Raw genomic sequence first — 23,193 nt, 5'->3', positions numbered from 1 at the left:
AAGTTCATTTATTAAGTTTAGAAGATTATGAGTAGCAATACATTTTTTGAAAATACAGCTAATTTAGATATTGCCATAGTTGGAATGTCTGGGCGCTTTCCTGGTGCTAAGAATATCGATGATTTTTGGCACAATCTCCAAAATGGAGTTGAGTCTGTTTCCTTCTTCTCAAATGATGATTTAGTAGATTTAAATCTAGAAGAAGAGATTTTAAAGAATCAAAATTATGTTAAAGCCGCACCTATACTAGAAGATATTGAATATTTTGATGCTAGTTTTTTTGGTTACAGCCCCAGAGAAGCTGAAGTCATAGATCCCCAACATCGCCTCTTTATAGAATGTGCGTGGGAAGCTTTAGAAAACGCTGGATACGATCCAGAAACTTATGAAGGTTTAATAGGAGTGTATGCTGGTGTCAGCACCAATACTTACTTCTTCAACAATATATATAAAAATATTAATTTAATAGATATATCGAATAAATACACGCTGAATAAAGATTTCACAACTACAAATATATCGTATAAATTAAATTTAAAAGGGCCAAGTATAGGTGTTCAAACTTACTGTTCTACTTCATTAGTTGCTGTACATTTAGCCTGCAAAAGTCTATTGGATGAAGAGTGTGATATTGCTTTGGCAGGTGGGGTGACGATTATAGTTCCACAAAAGTCTGGTTATTTCTATGAAGAGGATGGAATTTTATCTCCTGATGGTCATTGTCGAGCCTTTGATGCTAAAGCACAAGGTACTATTTTCGGTAGTGGATTGGGAATAGTAGTTTTAAAAAGATTAAAAGATGCGATCGCCGACGGAGATTATATTCATGCAGTTATTAAAGGTTCAGCAATTAACAATGATGGTTCTCTAAAAGTTAGCTATACAGCACCTAGCGTAAATGGTCAGGCTGAAGTGATCGTAGAGGCTTTGGCAAATGCTGGTATAGATGCTGATGAAATCTCCTATATAGAAACTCACGGAACTGGGACACCTGCTGGAGATCCAATCGAAATTGCTGCACTCACAAAGGCTTTTCGTGCTTTTACTCAGAGAAATGGTTTCTGTGCTATTGGTTCGGTAAAACCAAATATCGGACATTTAGATACAGCATCCGGTGTAGCAAGTTTAATCAAAACTGTATTGGCATTAAAACATAAAAAAATACCTCCTAGCCTTAATTTTGAGGTTCCTAATCCTGAGATTGATTTTGCCAAAAGTCCTTTTTATGTTAATACTAAACTTAGTGAGTGGAAAAATAATAATACTCCCCGTAGAGCTGGAATTAGTTCCTTAGGTTTTGGTGGAACTAATGCTCATGTAATTTTGGAAGAAGCCCCTGAAATTAAATATTCTGATAAATCTAGACCTTGGCAGTTGCTATTATTATCAGCTAAAACTAGTTCTGCTCTGGAAACTGCAACTACAAATTTAGTTGACTATTTAAAACAACATTCAAATTTGAGTTTAGCTAATGTGGCTCATACTCTAAAAGTGGGACGTAGAGCTTTTAATCACCGCCGAATCTTGGTATGTCAAAGTGTTAAAGATGCTGTTAGTGTTTTAGAAACACAGGAGCAAGAACGGATTTTTACTACTTACCAGGAGCGGAGACAACAGCCAGTAATCTTCATGTTTTCAGGACAAGGGGGGCAATATGCAAACATGGCAAAGGAATTATATGAAAGCGAAGCAACATTTAAACAACACATAGATATTTGCGCCGCGATATTGCAACCTCACCTCGGTATTGATATTCGTTGCCTACTTTATCCCAGAGAAGAAAAGACAGAAACAGCTAGTTTGCAACTACAACAAACAGCCTTGACCCAAAGTGCATTATTTGTCATCGAATATGCCCTAGCTCAATTATTCATAGAATGGGGGATAAGTCCAGCAGCAATGATTGGTCACAGCATCGGGGAATATGTAGCCGCAACCATTGCAGGTGTATTTTCTTTAGAAGATGCCCTAGCAATTGTGGCAAAAAGAGGACAACTGATGCAACAGTTACCCACAGGAAGTATGCTGGCAATTAGACTTCCCGCAGAGAATGTGCAGTTGTTATTAGATGCACATTCTCTAGAGATAGCAGTGATTAATAGCCCATCTTCCTGTGTTGTTTCTGGAACAAATGAGGCAGTTACTGCACTACAAGAGGAATTATCCTCTCAAGGAATTGAATGTAGTTTGTTGCATACATCTCATGGGTTCCATTCTCTGATGATGGAGCCAATTTTAGAGGAGTTTGTGCAATGGGTCAGTAAGTTTCAACTCAATCCACCACGCATAGGTTTTATTTCCAATGTTACTGGTAGTTGGATGACACCAGAACAAGCGACAAATCCCCGCTATTGGAGTCAACATTTACGACAAACTGTGAGATTCTCCGATGGGATATCCCAATTAATACAGCAGTTTGAAGGTGTTTTTCTGGAGGTGGGGCCGGGACGAACTTTAAGTACACTCACAAAACAGCATTTAGAGCAAAATGCTCCACAGGTGGTGCTGACTTCTTTACGTCATGTTAAAGAACAAGTCTCGGATAGTAGCTTGCTGTTACAGACTTTAGGGCGTTTGTGGTTGGCTGGTGTGGAGATAGATTGGTCAGGATTTTATTCTCATGAGCAGCGTCATCGTTTACCTTTGCCTACTTATCCTTTTGAACGACTACGATATTGGATTGATGCTAAATCTCCATTACCTTATTTAACTAGTAAACCAACAACATTAGATAATAAACAAGATATTAGCAACTGGTTTTATATTCCTTCATGGAAACGCTCTTTAGTTATTCATTCATCTCCTTCTCAAATAGAATCTACACAAGAATGGATATTTTTTGTTGATGATGTGGGAGTAGGTGAAGAATTAATTAATGTATTTAAAAATCAAGGTAAAAATGTCATTGCGGTTAAGCAGGGGGAACAATTTAGTAAAGTAGGTGAAAATATTTATACAATAAATCCATACGTAAGCGAAAACTATGATACTTTGCTTAAAGAATTAATCTTATTAGGTAAGAATATTCAAAATATTGTTTATCTATGGAGTGTAAATGATGTTGAAAGTCGTCAAATTGATAATTATTTAGAATTCAAAAGTTTGTTGTTTTTAACACAGAATATTAGTAAGCTCAATATGAGCGATCGCTTACAGCTTTGGGTTATATCTAACAATATTCAAGAGGTTGATGGTAATGAAAAAATATACCCAGAGAAAGCAATAATATTAGGTTTATGCAAAGTTATTCCTCAAGAATATCCTAATATTACTTGTCATTGTATCGATATTGCTTTAGGCGATCGCCAAGATATTAAGAATAGTAATATTATTGACCAACTTTTAAGTGAGTTAACATCTCTATCCTCAGACTTAGTTGTTGCTTACCGTAATTCTTACCGTTGGGTGCAAACATTTGAACCAGTTTACTTAGAGTCAGTAGTTGATGAAAAAATGCCTTTGAGGAAACAAGGTGTTTACCTGTTTCCTGGTGGCTTAGAAAGTATTGGAGTTGTGCTTGCAGAATATTTAGCCAAAAATCTACAAGCAAAACTCATATTTATTGAGGATTTAGATTTTCCAGAAACAGAATATTTTTCACAATGGCTTGAAACTCACATCCCAGAAGATGAAGTGAGTTGCAAAATTCAAAAATTGCTAGCACTAGAAAAATTAAATGCTGAAGTTTTGGTAATACGTGCTGATGTAACTAATTATGAACAGATGCAGCAAAGCCTTTCATTTACGAATATTGGTCAAATAAATGGAGTTATGTATTCAACTGGAATTAAGCGAGAAAAAATATTTGGTTTAATTCCGGAAATTTCTCACATAGAGTTAGAACATCTCTTTAAATCCCAACGTCGTAAGATTTCGGTAATAGAACAAGTACTACAAAATAGAAATTTAGATTTTTGTACTGTCTTTTCTTCTTTAGCTTCTATTTTAGGAGGATTTGGGTTAGGTTTATATTCAGCAGCTAATCATTTCATAGATACGCTGATTACCCAAAAATGGCAGAATCATTCTTTGCCGTGGTACATCATTAATTTGGATAAATTACAATTAAATATTGCTCAAGAACAAAAAAACCTAGAACAGCCGCAGGGAATAGAATTAGCTATTAATCGATCAGAAATTGTAGAAGTTTTCAAAAAAGTCTTCTCTCTAGAAAAGGGAACTCAAATTATTGTTTCTACAGTAGATATAAACAACATAATTCATCAAGTATTTAACGCTGCTACTTGCACTGATTCCAAATTTGTCAATCAATTAGACTCAGCAACGCGCTATTCCAGACCTCATCTGAGTAATTCTTATGTTGCTCCGACAAATGAGTTGGAAAAGCAAATTATAGAAATGTGGCAAGAGGTACTGGGAATTGCAGAAGTTGGTATTTACGATAATTTCTATGATTTAGGAGGAGATTCTTTAATTGCGACTCAATTAGTGTCTCGATTGCGAGCAAGGTTTCCGGTGGAATTACCTTTACGTGACCTTTTATTGCAAGCAATGATACCTGCAAAGCAGGCAGAAATGGTTGAGCAAATTCTGTTAGAAAAACTTGAAGATTTATCTGACGAAGAAGTAGCTATTCTTTTAAATAATTTGTAATTTATGATTAACAATGGATAAAAAATATTCTAATTTATCATCCGCTAAAAAAGCTCTTTTAGAAAAATGGAAGGGAGGAAAACTTAAAACAGATACTATTCCCAAGCGTCAAGTATCTAAAAATATTCCCTTATCTTTTTCTCAACAAAGACTGTGGTTTATAGACCAACTTTACCACGGGAGTTCTTTCTACAATATTCCCGTTGCATTTCATATCACAGGACAATTAAATATTGCAGCACTTCAGCAGAGTTTAAATGAAATACTCAATCGTCATGAAATTTGGCGCACAAATTTTCAGATTAAAAATGGAGAATTGGTACAGGAAATTAGAACCCAAGTCAATTGGGATTTATCCATCATTAATATTGAAGATTTATCCGGAGAAGATTGGGAACCTGAAGTTAAACGCCTGGTAGCAGAAGAAGCAAAAAAACCTTTTAATTTAGCTAAAGAACTTTTAGTTAGAGCAACTTTATTACACCTGAGTAAAGCAGAACACGTTTTGCTTGTGACCATGCACCACATTATTACAGATGGATGGTCTTGTGGTGTGTTTCTGCGGGAGCTGTCAACCCTGTATGCTGCTTTCTCTAAAAATCAGCCTTCTCCCTTACCGCAACTTCCCATTCAGTATGCAGATTTTGCAATTTGGCAGCGCGATCGCATTCAAGGTAAAATCCTCACAACCCAATTAAATTATTGGAAACAACAACTAAAAGGTGAGCCACCTTTACTACAATTACCTACAGACCGTCCGCGACCTACCGTTACTACTTTCACTGGTGCCAAGCAATACTTTAAATTCTCAAAGGCTTTAACTGATGGTTTAAGACAATTGAGCCAGCAAGCAGACGCTACTTTATTCATGAGTTTGCTGGCAGCATTTAACATATTACTACACCACTATACAGACCAAGAAGATATCTTAATTGGTTCTCCCATTGCCAACCGCAACCGCGCCGAATTAGAAGGGATGTTGGGGTTATTTGTTAATACTTTGGTGTTACGTAATGACCTCACTGGTAATCCCAGTTTCCGCGAACTTTTACATCGAGTACGTGAAGTAACTCTTGATGCTTATGCACATCAAGATTTGCCTTTTGAGATGATTGTAGAAGAATTACAACCCGAACGCGACTTAAGTCGAAATCCTCTTTATGAAGTAATGTTTGTCCTGCAAAATAGTCCAGTATCTGCACAGGAATTGTCTGGCTTAACCTTACGTAATTTAGAGTTTGATAGCGGTACGGCTCAACTAGATATTTTTCTGTCTATATCTGAATCTCCAGAAGGATTAACAGGGTTTTTGGAGTACAATACAGATATTTTTGATTCAGCAACTATTAACCAATTTATCAATAATTTTCAGACTTTATTGGAAAATATCGTTGCTAATCCAGAACAAACCCTCAGTCAGTTATCACTACTAAGCGCTTCTGAGCAAGAACAACTACTATTTAATTTTAATCAAACGCGTGCAGATTATCCTCAAGATGCGTCTCTCCATCAATTATTTGAAAAACAAGTTGAATTAACACCTGATCACATAGCATTAATTCATCAGTCAGAGAAACTAACTTATTGTCAACTTAATCATAGAGTTAATCAGCTTGCACATTATTTACAAAAACAGGGGGTCACAGAAGAAACTCTAGTTGCTATATGTCTAGAACGCTCTATAGATATGGTGGTGGGAATTTTAGCCATTCTCAAAGCTGGTGGTGCATATATTCCCCTTGATCCCAGTTATCCAGTTGAGCGTTTAAATTTGATGCTCTCTGATTCTCAAGCATCGGTGTTAATTACTCAGGAGAAAATATTAGATAAATTATCATTATTTTCGGCTAAAACTGTTTGTTTGGATATTCACAAAGACGAAATTGCTCAAGAAATTCAAGTCAACCCAACCCACATTTACAAAGCAGATAATCTCGCCTATATTATCTACACTTCTGGTTCAACTGGAACTCCTAAAGGCGTTCTTGGCACGCATCGCGGTACAGTAAACGGTTTACACTGGTTATGGAAAACCTATCCTTTTAACCAAGGAGAGGTTTGTTGTCAGAAAACAGCTATTAGTTTTGTCGATTCTGTTTGGGAAATTTTTGCTCCTTTACTTCAAGGGATTCCCACAGTAATTATTAGCAATGCAACTCTATTAGACCCGCAAATATTTATAGCAACTTTAGCGGAAAAAAAAGTTACCCGAATTATACTTGTACCTTCGCTACTGCGCTTACTTTTAGATAATTACAGTCATCTGACTAAGAAATTATCGCAGCTAAAACTTTGGATAACAAGCGGAGAAGCTCTGTCTGTTAAGTTAGTCCAAACTTTTTACGAGTTGATACCATTTGCTAAACTCATCAACCTTTACGGCTCATCGGAAGTTTCTGCCAACGCTACCTACTACGATACGAGTTTATTACCAAGCCAAGCAAACAACGTTCCTATCGGTTGTCCTATCGATAATACTCAGGTTTATGTGTTGAATCGTAATTTACAACCAACACCTTTAGGAGTGATTGGCGAACTCTTTATTGGTGGCGATGGATTGGCAAAGGGTTACTTACATCGTCCGAAATTAACTCAAGAAAGATTTATCGATAATCCCTTTATTCCTGGATATAAACTTTATAAAACAGGTGACTTAGTACGTTATCTTAACAATGGAAATCTTGAGTATTTAGGTCGTCATGATGACCAAATAAAAATTAGAGGTTTTCGAGTAGAATTAGGGGAAATTGCAAGTGTTATTACACAATATCCAGATGCAAAAGAATCTGTGGTTATTGCTAATAATGACGCTCAAAATCAACATTTAATTGCCTATATCGTCACAGAAAAACAGGAAATAGCAACAGAGATATTGCCATACTTACAGCAGAAATTACCTAATTATATGGTTCCTTCTGCCTTTGTTGTCATGAATGCACTGCCACTAACACCCAATGGTAAAGTAGATAAACGTGCGCTGCTAACTCATAATAATATCCGACAATATACGACTAAATCTCTGATTGCTCCTCGTAATTTTACAGAATTAACATTATTCAAATTATGGGAAAATCTCTTAAATCATAACCAAATTGGAGTCACAGATAACTTCTTTGATTTAGGTGGACACTCGTTTTTAGCTGTACGCTTAATGGCTCAAATTCAAGACAAATTTGGGCATAACCTTGCTTTATCTACTCTTTTTGAAAATCCAACAATTGAGAAATTAGCAATTATTGTCAGTCAGCCATCCCGCAAAAATTCTAATTCCCCTCTAGTAGCAATTAACTCTTCTGGTTCTCAGATACCTTTCTTCTGTATACATGGTGCTGGTGGAGGTATTAATCACTACTTTAATTTATCCAGAAGACTTGGTGAAGACTATCCATTTTATGCCTTAGAACATACTCCAGAACAAGACCAACGAGAAACTATCTCATTAGAAGAAACAGCAACTTACTACCTCAAAGAAATTCGTCAAGTGCAACTAAATGGGCCTTATTTTTTAGGTGGTCATTGTTATGGTGGTGTCCTGGCTTTTGAAATGGCGCAGCAATTACAAAAACAAGGTCAAACTGTAGGTTTGTTAGTGATTATCGATGCCATAGTTTCAGAAACACACATTAAACCGACAAAAGACGATGATGCCAAATTTTTACTCCGCATGGCAGAATCGATAAAAACTAATAATAATATAGATTTTTCTCTTCCTTTTGAGGAAATTCGAGATTTGCAGCTGAATGAGCAATTTAATTTGATCAATAAAAAGGCAAACTTTATCTTTAGCGACACAGAAATTCAGGATTTTCTGCGCTACTACACAATTTTCAAAGCTAATGTCCAAGCCATGCGAGATTATATTCCGCAGATTTATCCTTACTCAATTACTCTCTTGCGAGCTAAAGAAGAAATTATTCATGACTTTGATAATCCCGAATGGAATACCGATGACCCCTTCTTAGGTTGGGGAAAATTTTCTAGCCAGCCTATTCAAGTTATGGAAATTCCAGGTGATCATTTCTCGATTTTCGTTGAACCTCATATTCAGGAATTAGCTAATAACTTGCGAATTTGTATTGATAATGCTAAGTGCGATGTTAAACAATAAAGAGAGTAAAAGAAACTGATGAAACTACCCCCCCAACCGAAAACACCCTTCTGGTTGCTAAATCTCCAATTCGAGGCCGATCCCTTTAGCTATATGGATGGTATTTCCAAACGTTACGGTGATATTGTCACTGTCATGTCTGGTTCTACACCAATAGTTTATGTTAGCAATCCTTTAGGACTAAAGGAAATTTTTACAAATACAAAAGAAATTACAGCTAGGGGTGAATTGAACCGAGATTTCGCTTTTATGACAGGAGATCGCGGAGTTCTTCAACTTGATGGTTTAATTCATAAAAATCGACGTAAGCTCTTAATGCAGTCTTTTCATGGAACGCGGATGCAAGCCTGTGGACAACGTATCTGCGAACTCACAAAAAAGATTATGAGTCAACAAGTAATTGGAAAATCCTTCGTTGCATACCCAATAATTGAAGATATTACCTTGCGAATTGGTATAGAGATTGTCATGGGTTTAGCTGAAGGAGAACGCTATGACAAAATCAAACATTTATTCGTATCTGCACTTAGACACGGACAATCTCCTATCGTTAAGATTCTGAAAACTATTTTGGGACAACGGGATTTAGGCCGATGGAGTCCGCAAGGATATCGCCTCCATCTACAGCGAGAACTTTTTCAATTGTTACAAGCAGAGATTACAGAACGGCGCCAAAAAGAAGATTTGTCACGTACTGATATGCTTTCGGATCTGATATTTGCTTGTGATGAAACAGGTGAATTATTAAGTGATGAAGAGGTGCGTGACCTTTTATTGTCGCCTATATTTGCAGCAGGTGATGCTTCGGGAACGGCGATCGCTTGGTCTTTATACTGGATTCATCATTTACCGACGGTGCGATCGCGCCTGCTTGCAGAACTCGACAGCCTTGGTCAAAACCCAGACCCCATGAGCATTGTTACACTACCCTACCTTAGTGCTGTTTGTCACGAAGCTTTACGAATTTACCCAACTCAATTGTTTGCATTTCCCAGAGTGGTAGAATCGACCGTTGAGGTCATGGGTTACGAATTGCATCCCGGTACAATACTTATTGGTAATATTTATTCCACCCATCAGCGCGAAGATGTATATCCCAAACCACAAGAATTTCAGCCAGAACGCTTTTTAGAAAAACAATTTTCTCCCTACGAATTTCTACCTTTTGGTGGTGGTTCTCGCGTGTGTATTGGTGGAACTTTCGCCTTATTTGAAATGAAACTTATATTAGCAACTATTCTTTTCAATTATCAGCTGGAATTAGTTAGCGATCGCCCAGAACGCCCTAAATTTGGAGGTCTAATTTGTTACCCAGCTAGTGGCGTGAAAATGGTCATGGGCGATCACCGTCAACATCAAGGACAGTCGCAACCATCGGTTGTTGGATCAATCTAAGTAGAAGTAAAAAAGATTAATTTTTTACTTACTTTTTCCAGCGTATTAACACTTAACTAATAATCTAAATTATCTCAAAAAATACTAATGAAACTACCCGACGGCCCTAAAACTTCTCCTTGGTTGCTGAATCATCACTTTAAGACCGATCCTCTTGGTTTTATGGATGCGATGGGCGATCGCTATGGTGATATTTTCACTATTATGGCTGGTTCTGAACCTTTAGTAATAGTCAGCAATCCCGAAGGAATAAAACAGATTTTTACCAGTGCTAAAGAGATTACAGCCGCCGGTCAGCTCAACCAAGGAGCCGCTTTACTAGTGGGAAGCAATGGCTTACTCATGCTTGACGGCTTGCGTCACAAACATCGCCGTCAATTGTTGATGCCTCCCCTGCATGGGACTCGCGTAAAATTATACGGAGAACGCATTTGTCAAGTTGCAGATAAAGTTATTAACAATCTGGCGATCGGTCAATCTTTTTATGCCTACCCGACTGTACAAAAAATTACTCTAGAGGTGATATTGCAAACTTTGTTTGGTTTGCATTCAGGAGAACGTTACGAACAGTTTAGGCAAGTGCTTTCCAATTTACTAAGTTTTTCTAGGTCTTACTGGCTGGGCTTATCTCTGTCTTATCCCTTTTTGAGAAAGGACTTAGGTCACTGGACTCCTTGGGGATATTGGCTGAGTCTCCAACGAGAGTTTGACAAACTACTCAAGAGAGAAATAGAAGAACGGCGATCGCAAGCAGACACCTCCCGCACTGATGTCCTTTCTGAACTCGTGCTTGCTTGCGATGAAACAGGTCAACCAATGAGTTATGAGGATATACGCGATTTGTTTCCCTCATTGCTATTGGGTGGTCAAGATGCGTCAGCCACGGCCATTACTTGGTCGTTATATTGGATTCACCATTTACCTGATGTTCGCCAACGACTGCGAGAAGAACTCGATACTCTGGGGGAATCTCCAGATCCGATGAAGATTGCAGCACTACCTTACCTGAGTGCTGTTTGTAACGAAGCTCTACGACTTTACCCAACTCAGGTAGTGACATTTCCCCGACTTGTAGAATCACCAATTGAGTTAATGGGTTATGAATTGAGTCCAGGTACAATCCTCAGAGGCTGCATTTATCTGACCCATCAACGAGAAGATTTATACCCACAACCAAAGCAATTCCGACCAGAGCGTTTTCTGGAAAGACCGTACACTCCTTATGAATTTCTCCCATTTGGCGGCGGCGCTCGTCGCTGTCCTGGGGAAGCTTTGGGTTTGTTTGAAATGAAGCTGGTATTGGCGACAATTGTCTCACGCTATCAACTCGGACTAGCAGATGAAAATAAAGTCGAAAAACCCAAGGCCATAGGTGTTAACTATCCACCTAGTAGTAAGTTGAAAATGGTAATGCTTGGTCAGCGTCCACACCAAGAGCGATCGCAAAAACTTGTTACAAGTTCAACTTAGTACATAAAATCATGCAAACCGAACAAACCAATCAATTTCCCCTTACAGATTGTCGTTTTTGCTCTTTGGTTTCTCAAGCTAACAAAGAAGACCCGATTGGTACAGCAGGTAGTTACGACCATTGGCTGATTATGGAAGCTCCGCAACCTTGGTCACAAGAAATATTTCAGGAAAATCCCACTACTAAGTCATTGATGGGTTTATTCCAAGAGCTAATTTTTCAGCAAGGGGTCAAACTACGACCGATGTTAATTGCTCCTGACCGCGAGTACTCTCACTCTGGCTTCACCCGCGTACTGTACTACCATCGCCCTACTCAGATGTTTTCTCAGTTTGAAAAGCAAGAATTTATCGTTCCAGAGGAGGAAGCCAATGCGTTACTAACAGCAATACTCAAGCAGTTGATGCAACAGCCCAACGATTTATCAAAGTTTCAGCAGTATCAGCAACAAAACATTGACATCCGCGAACTGATGGTTTGTACCCATGCTCAAGTTGACCTTGCTTGTGGCAGATTTGGCACACCTATATATCGGCGATTACGCAAAGAATATGCTCCAGCATCCAATGGAAAATTAAGAGTGTGGCAAACAACTCACTTTGGCGGTCATCAGTTTGCCCCTACCTTAGTTGATTTACCCCAAGGATGCTTATGGGGACATTTAAAACCGGAAGTCCTTGATTTATTGGTAAACGAAAATGGCTTAGTTGCAGATTTGCAACACTACTACCGAGGATGGACAGGTTTTAGCAAATTCGAGCAAATTGCTGACCGAGAAATTTGGATGCAGTCTGGCTGGAGTTGGCTCAAATACTTAAAAGCAGGGAAAGTCCTGGCAATAGAAGAAGTTACTGAAGGACAGGATGCTGATTGGGCAGAAGTTCGTATTGATTTTGCAGATCCACATAGTCGTAGAACAGGTGCTTATGAAGCCAGAATCGAATCTTGTGGTGAAATTATGAGTGCATTTAACTCAGCAAAAGAACTGGAGTTAGAGGCGGTGAAGCAATATCGCGTTAGTCGTTTGGTTCAAGTTGAGTAAATAGTCATAGTCGAGAACAATAAATGACTTTACAAAAAAAATCTCAAATCAAAAATGAAATCCTTCAAGGTAATCTAATTAAACTAATGTTCAAGTTATCAACTCCCGGCATTTTGGGAATGTTGCTAATAGGCCTGAACACTTTTGTTGATGCTTTATTTGCAGGGCGACTCATGGGGGAAACTGCCTTGGCGGCTATATCCCTTGCGCTGCCATTGACATTTATTGCCGTCGGATGTGCCTTGTCAGTGGGAGTAGGGTCTGCTTCAGTTCTCAGTCGATCTATTGGTTCAGGGGATAGTAAAACTCAGTCAAAAATATTTGGTAATCTTATCATTCTCAGTCTCATTGTCTCATTTTTGATAACAATATCAGGATACCTTTTTGGTGAAAAATTAATTGCATTTATGGGGGGAGAAGGTGAAGTTGCATCCTCGGCAATAAGCTACTTTAAAACCTATATACTAGGCTCAGTATTTTTGGTAACAGCAGTATCTTCTAGCCAGTTAATAAAAGCCGAAGGTAAAATTGTCTTAGCAACTTGTTTTGCTGGGCTTTATGTCCTTGTTAATACTATTTTGAATTTTATATTTGTCAGTATCTTCAAGTGGGAAATTCAAGGAATAGCTCTGGCGACAGTTATTTCTGCAATCGCTTATGCCATTGTCAATTGTACATATTTTATTTCTGGTAAAAGTTCTATTTCGGTTAATTATCAGAAATTAACTCTGTCCCTAGATTTACTACCCGCGATCTTAACAGTAGGTTTATCGGTTATGCTTTCCCAAGTTACGGGTATAGTTCAAGAAATAGTACTTTTTAAATCAATGGCTTACTATGGCACAGATACCGATATTGCATTTGGTGGAGCAAGTATCAGGTTATATTCCTTAGCGATCGCTCCTTTATATGGATTAGTGCAAGCCCTACAACCAGTAATTGGCATGAATTATGGAGCCAATAACTATCAAAGACTGAAGAAGAGTTACTTGACTTTTACAATGGGTGGAACTATTTTTTTAATTCTAATATGGCTACCTTTACAGTTATTTCCCAAAATATTTCTTAGCTGGTTGATACCTGATTTTAATTTCACTGATAACGATTTGCTGAACTTTCATATTGTTACATTTTTATTGCCATGCCTTTCTTTTGTGTCATGTAGTATTGTTTTTTTTGAAGCTATAGGCAATGGGAAAATTGCAGGAATTATCACATTAACCGGACAAATTATTTTGTTTTTATCAATATTGTTAACTTTCCCAATAGTTTTTGGAGTCAATGGAATTTATTATGGTGTTGCTTCTGTCAATATATTGACTTTTTTAATAGTCGCTTTATTTACATGGATAGAATTTAGAAAAATTTACTTGAAAACAATGTCACAATCAGTAATTACCGAAATAAAGGAATAAAATTAAACATCTGTGAGCAAAAAAAGTATCAACCTCTGGCTGTGTTAAAAAAAGCTATTCTAGATAAAAAACAATCAGAATGCTAGTCATTGTCCACTCTAAAAATACTGAGATTTTTAAGCGCAATTGCAGACTACGCCAACAATAATCAAATCGGATTCCTATACAAGAGAATTTTGTTCGCCGCGATCTCTACTATTCAACAGTTGGACAGTTAGAAAAAATAATCTCCCAGGGGACTAGGCAAAAATAAATTTGTCTGCTATATTAAGAAATGTGTGAAAAACAAGGCTCAGTAGCTCAGTTGGTTAGAGCACGGGACTCATAAGCCTGGGGTCGTCTGTTCAAATCAGACCTGAGCCATTTTTAAATCAATATTATTTTGATTACCTACCATATAGTTATCAATGACCTCTCAAAATAGCTTTGAGAGGTAACAACCAGATGAAGATTGATTACGATTAGAAAACTATGATGTTTTCCAATTCAGGGTTAGAGAAATCTGGAGTTAGATTGCTCACTATTGACTTTTAACGTCTGTTCACTTGTAAGCTTCTGTTTTCGGGTCTAACTCTAAGTTGGGGTCGTACTCAATTGCTTGCTGGAATTTGGTGATTGCAAGTTCTACCTTGCCCTGAACAGCTAAGTCATAACCTTGTCGCTGCAAAATTTTTGCTATTTCTGCACTACTCCAAGCATATTTTGCACAGACAGCGCAAGCTCCTTCCATAATATTGATTTCAGGGTTGTGAGAGATAAGGTAGTAAACAAATCGGTCACAGCAGACCTTCAGCCATGATTGCCAGCTACCACGCCACAACCTGAGTGTGTTGTCATAACTGCCACTGACAATGCGCTGGCCGTCGGGGGAAAACGCCACTGATGTGACCCCAGATTCATGCCCCATCAAGGGTTTACCAATGGAGTTACCATTCACATCCCACAACCTAACTGTCTTGTCCGTACTGCCACTGGCAATGCGCTGACCGTCGGGGGAAAACGCCACTGAATTGACCCCAGATTCATGCCCCATCAAGGGTTTACCAATGGAGTTACCATTCACATCCCACAACCTGAGTGTGTTGTCCGTACTACCACTAACAATGCGCTGTCCGTCGGGGGAAAACGCCACTGAATGGACCCCAGATTCATGCCCCATCAAGGGTTGACCAATGGAGTTACCATTCACATCCCACAACCTGAGTGTGTTGTCCGTACTACCACTAACAATGCGCTGTCCGTCGGGGGAGAACGCCACTGATGTGACCCCAGATTTATGCCCCATCAAGGGTTGACCAATGGAGTTACCATTCACATCCCACAACCTAACTGTCTTGTCCGTACTGCCACTGGCAATGCGCTGGCCGTCGGGGGAGAACGCCACTGATGTGACCCCAGATTTATGCCCCATCAAGGGTTGACCAATGGAGTTACCATTCACATCCCACAACCTAACTGTCTTGTTCCTACTGCCACTGACAATGCGCTGTCCGTCGGGGGAAAACGCCACTGAATGGACCCCAGATTCATGCCCCATCAAGGGTTGACCAATGGAGTTACCATTCACATCCCACAACCTAACTGTCTTGTCCCTACTGCCACTGACAATGTGCTTACCGTCAGGGGAAAACGCCACTGAATGGGTCCCAGATTTATGCCCCATCAATGGTTGACCAATAGAGTTACCATTTACATCCCACAACCTAAGTGTGTTGTCATAACTGCCACTGACAATGTGCTTACCGTCGGGGGAAAACGCCACTGAATGGACCCCAGATTCATGCCCCATCAATGGTTGACCAATGGAGTTACCATTCACATCCCACAACCTGAGTGTGTTGTTCCAATTGCCACTGACAATGTGCTTACCGTCGGGGGAAAACGCCACTGAATTGACCCCAGATTCATGGCTCATCAAGGGTTGACCAATGGAGTTACCATTCACATCCCACAACCTAACTGTCTTGTCCTTGCTGCCACTGACAATGTACTTACCGTCGGGGGAAAACGCCACTGATGTGACCCCAGATTCATGCCCCATCAAGGGTTTACCAATGAAGTTACCATTTACATCCCACAACCTGAGTGTGTTGTCCCTGCTGCCACTGACAATGTACTTACCGTCGGGGGAAAACGCCACTGATGTGACCCCAGATTCATGCCCCATCAAGGGTTTACCAATGGAGTTACCATTCACATCCCACAACCTGAGTGTGTTGTCCCTGCTGCCACTGACAATGTACTTACCGTCGGGGGAAAACGCCACTGATGTGACCCCAGATTCATGCCCCATCAAGGGTTTACCAATGGAGTTACCATTCACATCCCACAACCTGAGTGTGTTGTCATAACTGCCACTGACAATGCGCTGTCCGTCGGGGGAAAACGCCACTGAATGGACCCCAGATTCATGCCCCATCAAGGGTTTACCAATGGAGTTACCATTCACATCCCACAACCTGAGTGTGTTGTCATAACTGCCACTGACAATGCGCTGGCCGTCGGGGGAAAACGCCACTGATAAGACCGCTTTTTCATGCCCTCGGATAATACTAGGTAAATTCACAATAGCCATAGCTTGCAGCAGGTTATTCTGCACTACTGTCAATATATTTGTTGGCAGTTGCTTCAGATTTTCTCCTATTGCCTGAATGGCTGACTCCACGCCAGCCTGTGGTTGAATTTGTAATAAGTAAAGTATCCTTGCAGCTTGCTCCCGTAGTTGGGATTCAGTTAGTGCCTGGTTTAATGCTTTAATTTGTTCATCCTTTTCTCGATCTAATCGCTGCTGTTCTGTTTTGCTAGCTTCAATAAATTTTTTGCTCAGGGGAGCTAGTCGCCCCATGCTGAAGTATTTCTGCTCATACTCTTGTGCTTCTGCCAACCTTGCACCTAACCACAAATAATCACTATCTTGTTGGTGATCCTGCCAATCTTTAGCGGCAACCTGCAATTTTCTCTCCGTTCTTAAAGCATCACGGTTTTCATCGAGCCATAACCGCAGACTTGTCCAGTGACGAATTAGTGCTTCATGGGCTACATCTATGACCACCTCAACGGGTTGGGCTGTCGTATCTCCCAGTTCCTCTGTTCGTGCCACTGTGGTTACATTTAGCACAATATTGTTTGTGACCACTAATCGAGCATCTGCCAGCTTGCGAATTACCTGATCTAACAATTCCTCTGGATGCTGGTCATTAATCAACTCACCTTTGAGAACTCGTCTACGGGTATCCTCCGTACCCTCTCCCAACTGCGTTAACTCCAAAAAGATTCGTTTGGCAACTGCTTGTTCTTTCTCGGAAAGGGTATTGTAAATTTTATCTGCCTGTTTTTCTAAAGCTCCTTTGACTTCACCAATTTGATCATAGTTTGTCAGTGTTAATGTTTTACCTGCTGCCGTCCCACGCTGCTGCCAGTCCTGATGCCAAAGTTCCCACAGTTCTGTCAGTGCATACTGTAGTAGTGGCAAACTAGCAGGAGAACCCTGGACATCGGCAATCATTTTCCTTACCAGTGCTTCCTCAACACTTAATCCCACCAGTTCAGCAGGTTTGATAATGGCATCTCGCAACTCCTCTTGGTTCAAAGGTGTTACTGTTGCCATATGATTTTTGATATTTTCGGCAAGTCCGGCATAATCTTGTTCTAGACATTTGCCCAAGAAATCTGCCCGCATGGTAATCACAACTCGTAAGGCAGCAGTATTGTTTTCACTTTCATTAGGTGAAGTCAGCACATCCATGAGACAAGCAAAGAACTTTTGTCTTTCTTGGCTGTCGTGGCAGAGTGTAAATACCTCTTCAAACTGGTCAATAACCAATACCACTGGGTTTGGCTGGTAATCAGCAACTAACTCTGCTAAGGCTTTTGCTCCCTCCTCCTGTAACGCACGGCTGTAGGTTTGGCAGAGTCGAGACTTACGCCCATCGGGTTCGTTGAGATTAATAAACGCTGCTGCAAGACTTGCTAAAGGATCATTTCCTGGTGTAATAACTGGCAGAATATGCCAATTGGCTGTATCTCGTCGCTCCCCTTGCTGAATCGCATTTAGCAGCCCTGCCCGTACAACTGAAGATTTGCCGCTACCAGATGCTCCCAATACTGCCAGAAAATTCTGCTGCCAGAGTTTCTCTAAAAGTTCATCTGTTAATGCTGTTCGTCCATAAAAAAACTGAATGTCTTCTGGTTTAAAGTCAAAGGCGGCTAAACCCCGATAGGGATTTTTGTTCGGTTGCAAAGAATTATCAGTATTTTGGGTTAAAGTTCTTCTACTGTGAACCAATGTGATGGATGAGCCAGAGTTATGAAATACCGGACGCTGCTTTTCTTGCTTTAAGTTCTGATTGATAAAATCTATTAGCCTTAAATTATCTACTAAACCATCCTGTTGTCTTTGTGGATCAAGCCCTTTTAGTAATACCTTCGTCAGCACACTGTAATCACTGTTGGCATCTTGCCAGGATTTTTCAAACTCTCTACTAGCTGCAATAAAACAGCGATCGCGTGCTTTTTCTTTACCACCTGGATTTGCTTCATCAAAGTTCAACAGTTCGCCACTGTAACAGCAGTCTAACCAAATTACCTGCTGGCGGATTGGGCTTTCTTCCAACAACCGCCGTAACCACTGTAAGGATAATCCCCATTTGTCATCTTCTGGGTTGGTGTCGCTAGTTGCCAAAAATCCTTCTTTAATGCGTCCTGTACTGCGAATACCATGTCCTGAAAAATAAAACAGAACTGTGTCTGGATAATTATTGCCTTCAGGGAGAAATAGTTGTTCTAATGCAGTTTTTAATTGCTTCAAGGTGACTTCTTGATTTTGAGCTACACGACGGGCGTTATTTTCAAATGGGTCAAGGTATTCCGGAAGCCGCCAAACTCGAAAGTAATCTCCTTTACTTAGTCGTTGAGCAATACCTTCCGCGTCCTTGGCAGGCGATCGCAAGCGGGGCAATTGTGGACAATTATAAGTATTAATGCCAACAACTAAAGCATCTCGGCTCATGAATTATCAATCGCTCCCATTAGTTTTAATACGATGCGCTGTGCTGACGTTAGCCCTGTTACACCTGTGATATTCAGCCCTGCACAAAGTTTATAGCTGATTACCCGCAGACACTCACCAGTAGTTGCATCCCAAATACGGATGGTTTCATCATAACTGCCACTGACAATGCGCTCACCGTCGGGGGAAAACGCCACTGAATTGACCCAAGATTCATGCCCCAACAAGGGTTGACCAATCGGCTGACCATTCACATCCCACAACCTGAGTGCCTTGTCATAACTGCCACTGACAATGCGCTCACCGTTGGGGGAAAACGCCACTGCCAAGACCAAATTTTCATGCCCCATAAAGGGTTGACCAATCAGCTGACCATCCACATCCCACAACCTGAGTGTCTTGTCAGCACTGCCACTGACAATGCGCTCACCGTTGGGGGAAAACGCCACTGCCAAGACCAAATTTTCATGCCCCATAAAGGGTTGACCAATCGGCTGACCATTCACATCCCACAACCTGAGTGTCTTGTCATCACTGCCACTGACAATGCGCTCACCGTCGGGAGAAAACACCACTGATCTGACAAAATCTTCATGCCCCAACAAGGGTTGACCAATCGGCTGACCATTCACATCCCACAACCTGAGTGTTTTGTCCCTACTGCCACTGACAATGCGCTCACCGTCGGGGGAAAACACCACTGAATTGACCCAAGATTCATGCCCCATAAAGGGTTGACCAATCGGCTGACCATTCACATCCCACAACCTGAGTGTCTTGTCCCTACTGCCACTGACAATGCGCTCACCGTCAGGGGAAAACGCCACTGATGTGACCCCATCTTCATGCCCCAACAAGGGTTGACCAATCGGCTGACCATTCACATCCCACAACCTAAGTGTCTTGTCCCTACTGCCACTGACAATGCGCTCACCGTCGGGGGAAAACGCCACTGAATTGACCCAATCTTCATGCCCCATAAAGGGTTGACCAATTGGCTGACCATTCACATCCCACAACCTGAGTGTCTTGTCATCACTGCCACTGACAATGCGCTCACCGTCGGGGGAAAACGCCACTGATCTGACCCAATCTTCATGCCCTTGAAGAAACAACAAGACCCTGCCAGAGAATGTTTCCCAAACCTGTATAGTACCCTTACTATCTCCAATCACCAATTTTTTGCCATCTGGACTAAAAGCTACTGAATTGACAACTCCCAGAACTGGTGCAAAGACAGAGTTTGTGAGATTGGCTCCCATCAAATTGATCCACCGAAAGCTGGTATTAGCAAAGTTTACATCCGTAATCACAGTCTGGCTGAGATCACAATTTTCCAGGCTATAAGGATTTCTTCCTATTAGTAATTTCACTAAATTGCCGCCCACATAACCCACCTGAGCCTGGGTTTTGCGACGGGTTGCTTGAATCAGCCTCAACAAATTTTGTTGAAAAACCTGCTCATCTAACATTGGCACAGCTAAATCCAGCACAGCTTTTGCCAAAGGCGACGTACCCAAATAATTACATAACCTCTCTAAAGATGCGTTGGTAAATGACTTTATTGGTGCTATGGGTAGCAGTTTTCCATCTTCTTGGCACTGTCGCTGAAAGTATTCTGACCAAGTGTAATCTCTTGCTGAAACAGTTTTGTCTAAACAAGACTGTGCTTGAGCCAGTTCTGTGAAGTCGGGGGCTAAAACGCCTAACTCTGCCACCAGCTTATAGGCAGCAAAAAACTCTAATAATGAACGATGGGCTGGGCTGTAGTCACCTTCCGCATTACGAATCAGCATTGTCTGCCCCATCATGTCATAATGCCAGTGGTCTAAATCCTTTTCTTCCTCGACTACAGAACCAAATAAACCCCGAATCCGATCTGGAAATTCTTTGTAGTTCATGCTCATCTGGTCTTTTGAGAGCATTTCCCACGACAGTTCACACAAAAAATAGAGTTTATCTGCCAATGAAGTAAAGGTACGCTCGGCTTTGATATCCCTTTCCATCTTGTGCCGCACAGCATATAAATATACCCGTGATATATCAACTGGCTTACCCGCCTCAATCTCTGGCAGAGCTTCTATAATCAGTTCTGTCATGACGGGACGACGCGCCAAATCCCGCAGTGTCGAATTATTCATTACTCGTTCTACAGTCTCTACTTCAGCACGAAACCCAAATACCTGCCGAATCTGCTCGTCATCAAATTTTTCTAATTCCAGCACTTCAAAGCGAGGTGTTTCTAGAGGCAAGTTAATTGTAGAAGCTTGCAACTCTGCACTAAGCAAAGCTCTGCCTTCTTTTGCTTCGGGGAAATGTTCAGTTCGACAAGTCAGAATTACCTTTGCTCCTGGTACTACTACTTTGGCTAGTTCCCAGAAGTTGTTAATCATCTCTTGGCGATTTACCCTAGCTGCCATTTCATCAAAGCCGTCGAAAATCAGCAACACTTTACCCATGCGGTTGAGTTGTTCAAAAGCAGAATAACCAGGCAGAGGGATTTCATGCTTACGAAAAAAGAACTCCGAAAATAGCGATTCTACACTGACTGCTTTGGCATAATCCCGTAAAGGAATAACCAACGGTAAACGTGGACGTTCTACTCCCCGGCGTTGAGCATCACGATAGCGTTGCAGAGCAGTCCAGGCATAATGCAACCCAAACCAAGTTTTACCAGTACCAAATTCACCCAGAATGGAAAGGTGTTCTTTAGCAGGATCATCAAGCCAGCGATCAACATAACCATCAATCCAACCATCAGCTTGGGCGTAACGGCTAATGCCCATTTTCTGCTTTGAGATGGGATCAAATTCCTCTTTAGTACAAGCTAGCGGTACATAGGTGCGGTCAATTCCCCGTTGCTTGATTTCATCTTCCAACCAGTTGAGATAGCAACTAAAATCTGCATCTCGATCCAGCAACTCATCAAGGGTGTAGCAGAACAAATCCTGGTTTTCTTGCTTGCTCACCTCATCTTTAGCAGCGCGACTGACACGGCGGTTCGTGATTAGCCAACCTATATCTGTTTTTCGAGCATTTACTGACTGTCGCAAGGCGGCAACATCTGCCATTTCGGCTTCTCCTATAATGCCGCGCACCAAAACTCGGTTATACCCCTTTTTATCTACAGGGTTATTGACATTAATAATCCATTCAAAATAATTTTCATTGCTAATTTCATACTTTTCAAAGCGATATAAGGCAGTGAACCAACCCCGCAATTGATCTGCTAATTTAGCTGTTTGACTTGATTGATTGGCAGTTGGTGTAGCAGGTTGAACAGCTTCTTTATTGCCTGTTTCTGTTTTAAAAATAATATTAATACACCCCAAGTTATTAGAGATGAATTTTTGGGGTGCTGTTTTTAATTCTTCTCGCAAGAATGCCACTAATGTTTCGTTCGTCACCCATTGGTTAGATACATCAGCCAAGTCAAATCCGCGCAAAATTGCGCTAGTCAGTAGGCTACTGGCTCCACCAACATTTTCATAGGCTGGCTCAAATTCTCTGGAAGCAGCAATAAAACAGCGATCGCGTGTATTGCCACGATCGCCTGGGTCAGCTTCTGTAAAATTGAGTAATTCCCCACTGTAACAACAGTCCAACCAGATAATTTGCTGTCTAACTGGACTTTCTTGTAATAACTCCCGCAGCCACTTTAATCGCAATCCCCAGTTGCCCACATCAGGATTTGTATCACTGGTTGCCAGATATCCTTCCTTAATGCGTCCCTCTTTACGAAGACCATGCCCAGAGAAATAAAACAGCGCGGTATCTGGGATACTCTTGCCTTCAGGATAAAATAATTCTTCTAAAGCCTTTTCTAAGTCTGCCAGTTTGAGTTCTTGGTTTGGTGATACCCGTGGTGCATTATCTTCAAACGGATCTAGGAATTGAGGCGATCGCTTGACATGAAAATTTCCAGCTTCACTAAGTCGCTTGGCGATCGCTTCGGCATCGTTAGCAGGTGATTTTAAACCTGACAAGCCTGCAAAATTATACTTATTAATGCCAACTACTAAAGCATCTCTACTCATTAAATATGCGACTTTTTGGTGAAATTGGGAAAATTTATCAAAATTTTAGCGAGTGTTTAATTTTACTCGGATTTTTTAGAGACAATAATTGAGTAAATTGTCT

At 40.7% G+C, this 23,193-nt stretch carries 8 protein-coding genes and 1 tRNA gene; 7 read left to right on the top strand and 2 right to left on the bottom strand.

Going from position 1 to position 23,193, the window contains the following annotated elements; translation table 11 throughout:
- The first annotated feature begins 27 nt into the window (after nucleotides 1–27).
- The 7 genes from H6G18_RS12195 to H6G18_RS12165 all read left to right on the top strand — a co-directional run bounded on the left by H6G18_RS12195 (nucleotide 28) and on the right by H6G18_RS12165 (nucleotide 14,408).
- Complete coding sequence (locus tag H6G18_RS12195; protein WP_190407364.1) at nucleotides 28–4,614, top strand: type I polyketide synthase; 4,587 nt, start codon at nucleotides 28–30, stop codon at nucleotides 4,612–4,614.
- Nucleotides 4,615–4,627: 13 nt separating this feature from the next.
- Entirely contained in the window at nucleotides 4,628–8,722 is a 4,095-nt protein-coding gene (locus tag H6G18_RS12190; protein WP_190407363.1) for a non-ribosomal peptide synthetase, read from the top strand.
- Between the two features lie 18 nt (nucleotides 8,723–8,740).
- A complete protein-coding gene (locus H6G18_RS12185; protein ID WP_190407362.1) occupies nucleotides 8,741–10,117 on the top strand; it encodes a cytochrome P450 in 1,377 nt (458 codons plus the stop codon).
- Between the two features lie 87 nt (nucleotides 10,118–10,204).
- Entirely contained in the window at nucleotides 10,205–11,587 is a 1,383-nt protein-coding gene (locus H6G18_RS12180; RefSeq protein ID WP_190407361.1) for a cytochrome P450, read from the top strand.
- 11 nt (nucleotides 11,588–11,598) lie between these two features.
- Complete coding sequence (locus tag H6G18_RS12175; RefSeq protein WP_190407360.1) at nucleotides 11,599–12,630, top strand: sucrase ferredoxin; 1,032 nt, start codon at nucleotides 11,599–11,601, stop codon at nucleotides 12,628–12,630.
- Nucleotides 12,631–12,653: 23 nt separating this feature from the next.
- The gene (locus H6G18_RS12170) at nucleotides 12,654–14,045 is read left to right on the top strand and encodes an MATE family efflux transporter (RefSeq protein ID WP_190407359.1); all 1,392 of its coding nucleotides are present in this window, start codon (nucleotides 12,654–12,656) and stop codon (nucleotides 14,043–14,045) included.
- Nucleotides 14,046–14,334: 289 nt separating this feature from the next.
- Nucleotides 14,335–14,408: transfer RNA gene (locus tag H6G18_RS12165), tRNA-Met, on the top strand.
- 178 nt (nucleotides 14,409–14,586) lie between these two features.
- Here H6G18_RS12165 and H6G18_RS24745 read toward each other — a convergent pair.
- A complete protein-coding gene (locus H6G18_RS24745; protein WP_242040283.1) occupies nucleotides 14,587–19,053 on the bottom strand; it encodes an nSTAND1 domain-containing NTPase in 4,467 nt (1,488 codons plus the stop codon).
- Nucleotides 19,050–23,090, bottom strand: a complete 4,041-nt coding sequence (locus H6G18_RS12150) for a caspase family protein (protein ID WP_190407358.1) — start codon at nucleotides 23,088–23,090, stop codon at nucleotides 19,050–19,052. Before H6G18_RS12150 ends, H6G18_RS24745 begins: the two co-directional genes overlap by 4 nt.
- Nucleotides 23,091–23,193 lie beyond the last annotated feature (103 nt).

Origin of the sequence: Anabaena subtropica FACHB-260, assembly GCF_014697105.1 — a bacterium.
GTDB lineage: Bacteria > Cyanobacteriota > Cyanobacteriia > Cyanobacteriales > Nostocaceae > Trichormus > Trichormus subtropicus.
The sequence above is the reverse complement of the archived record's forward strand: the minus strand, read 5'-3'. Positions and strand labels throughout refer to the sequence as shown.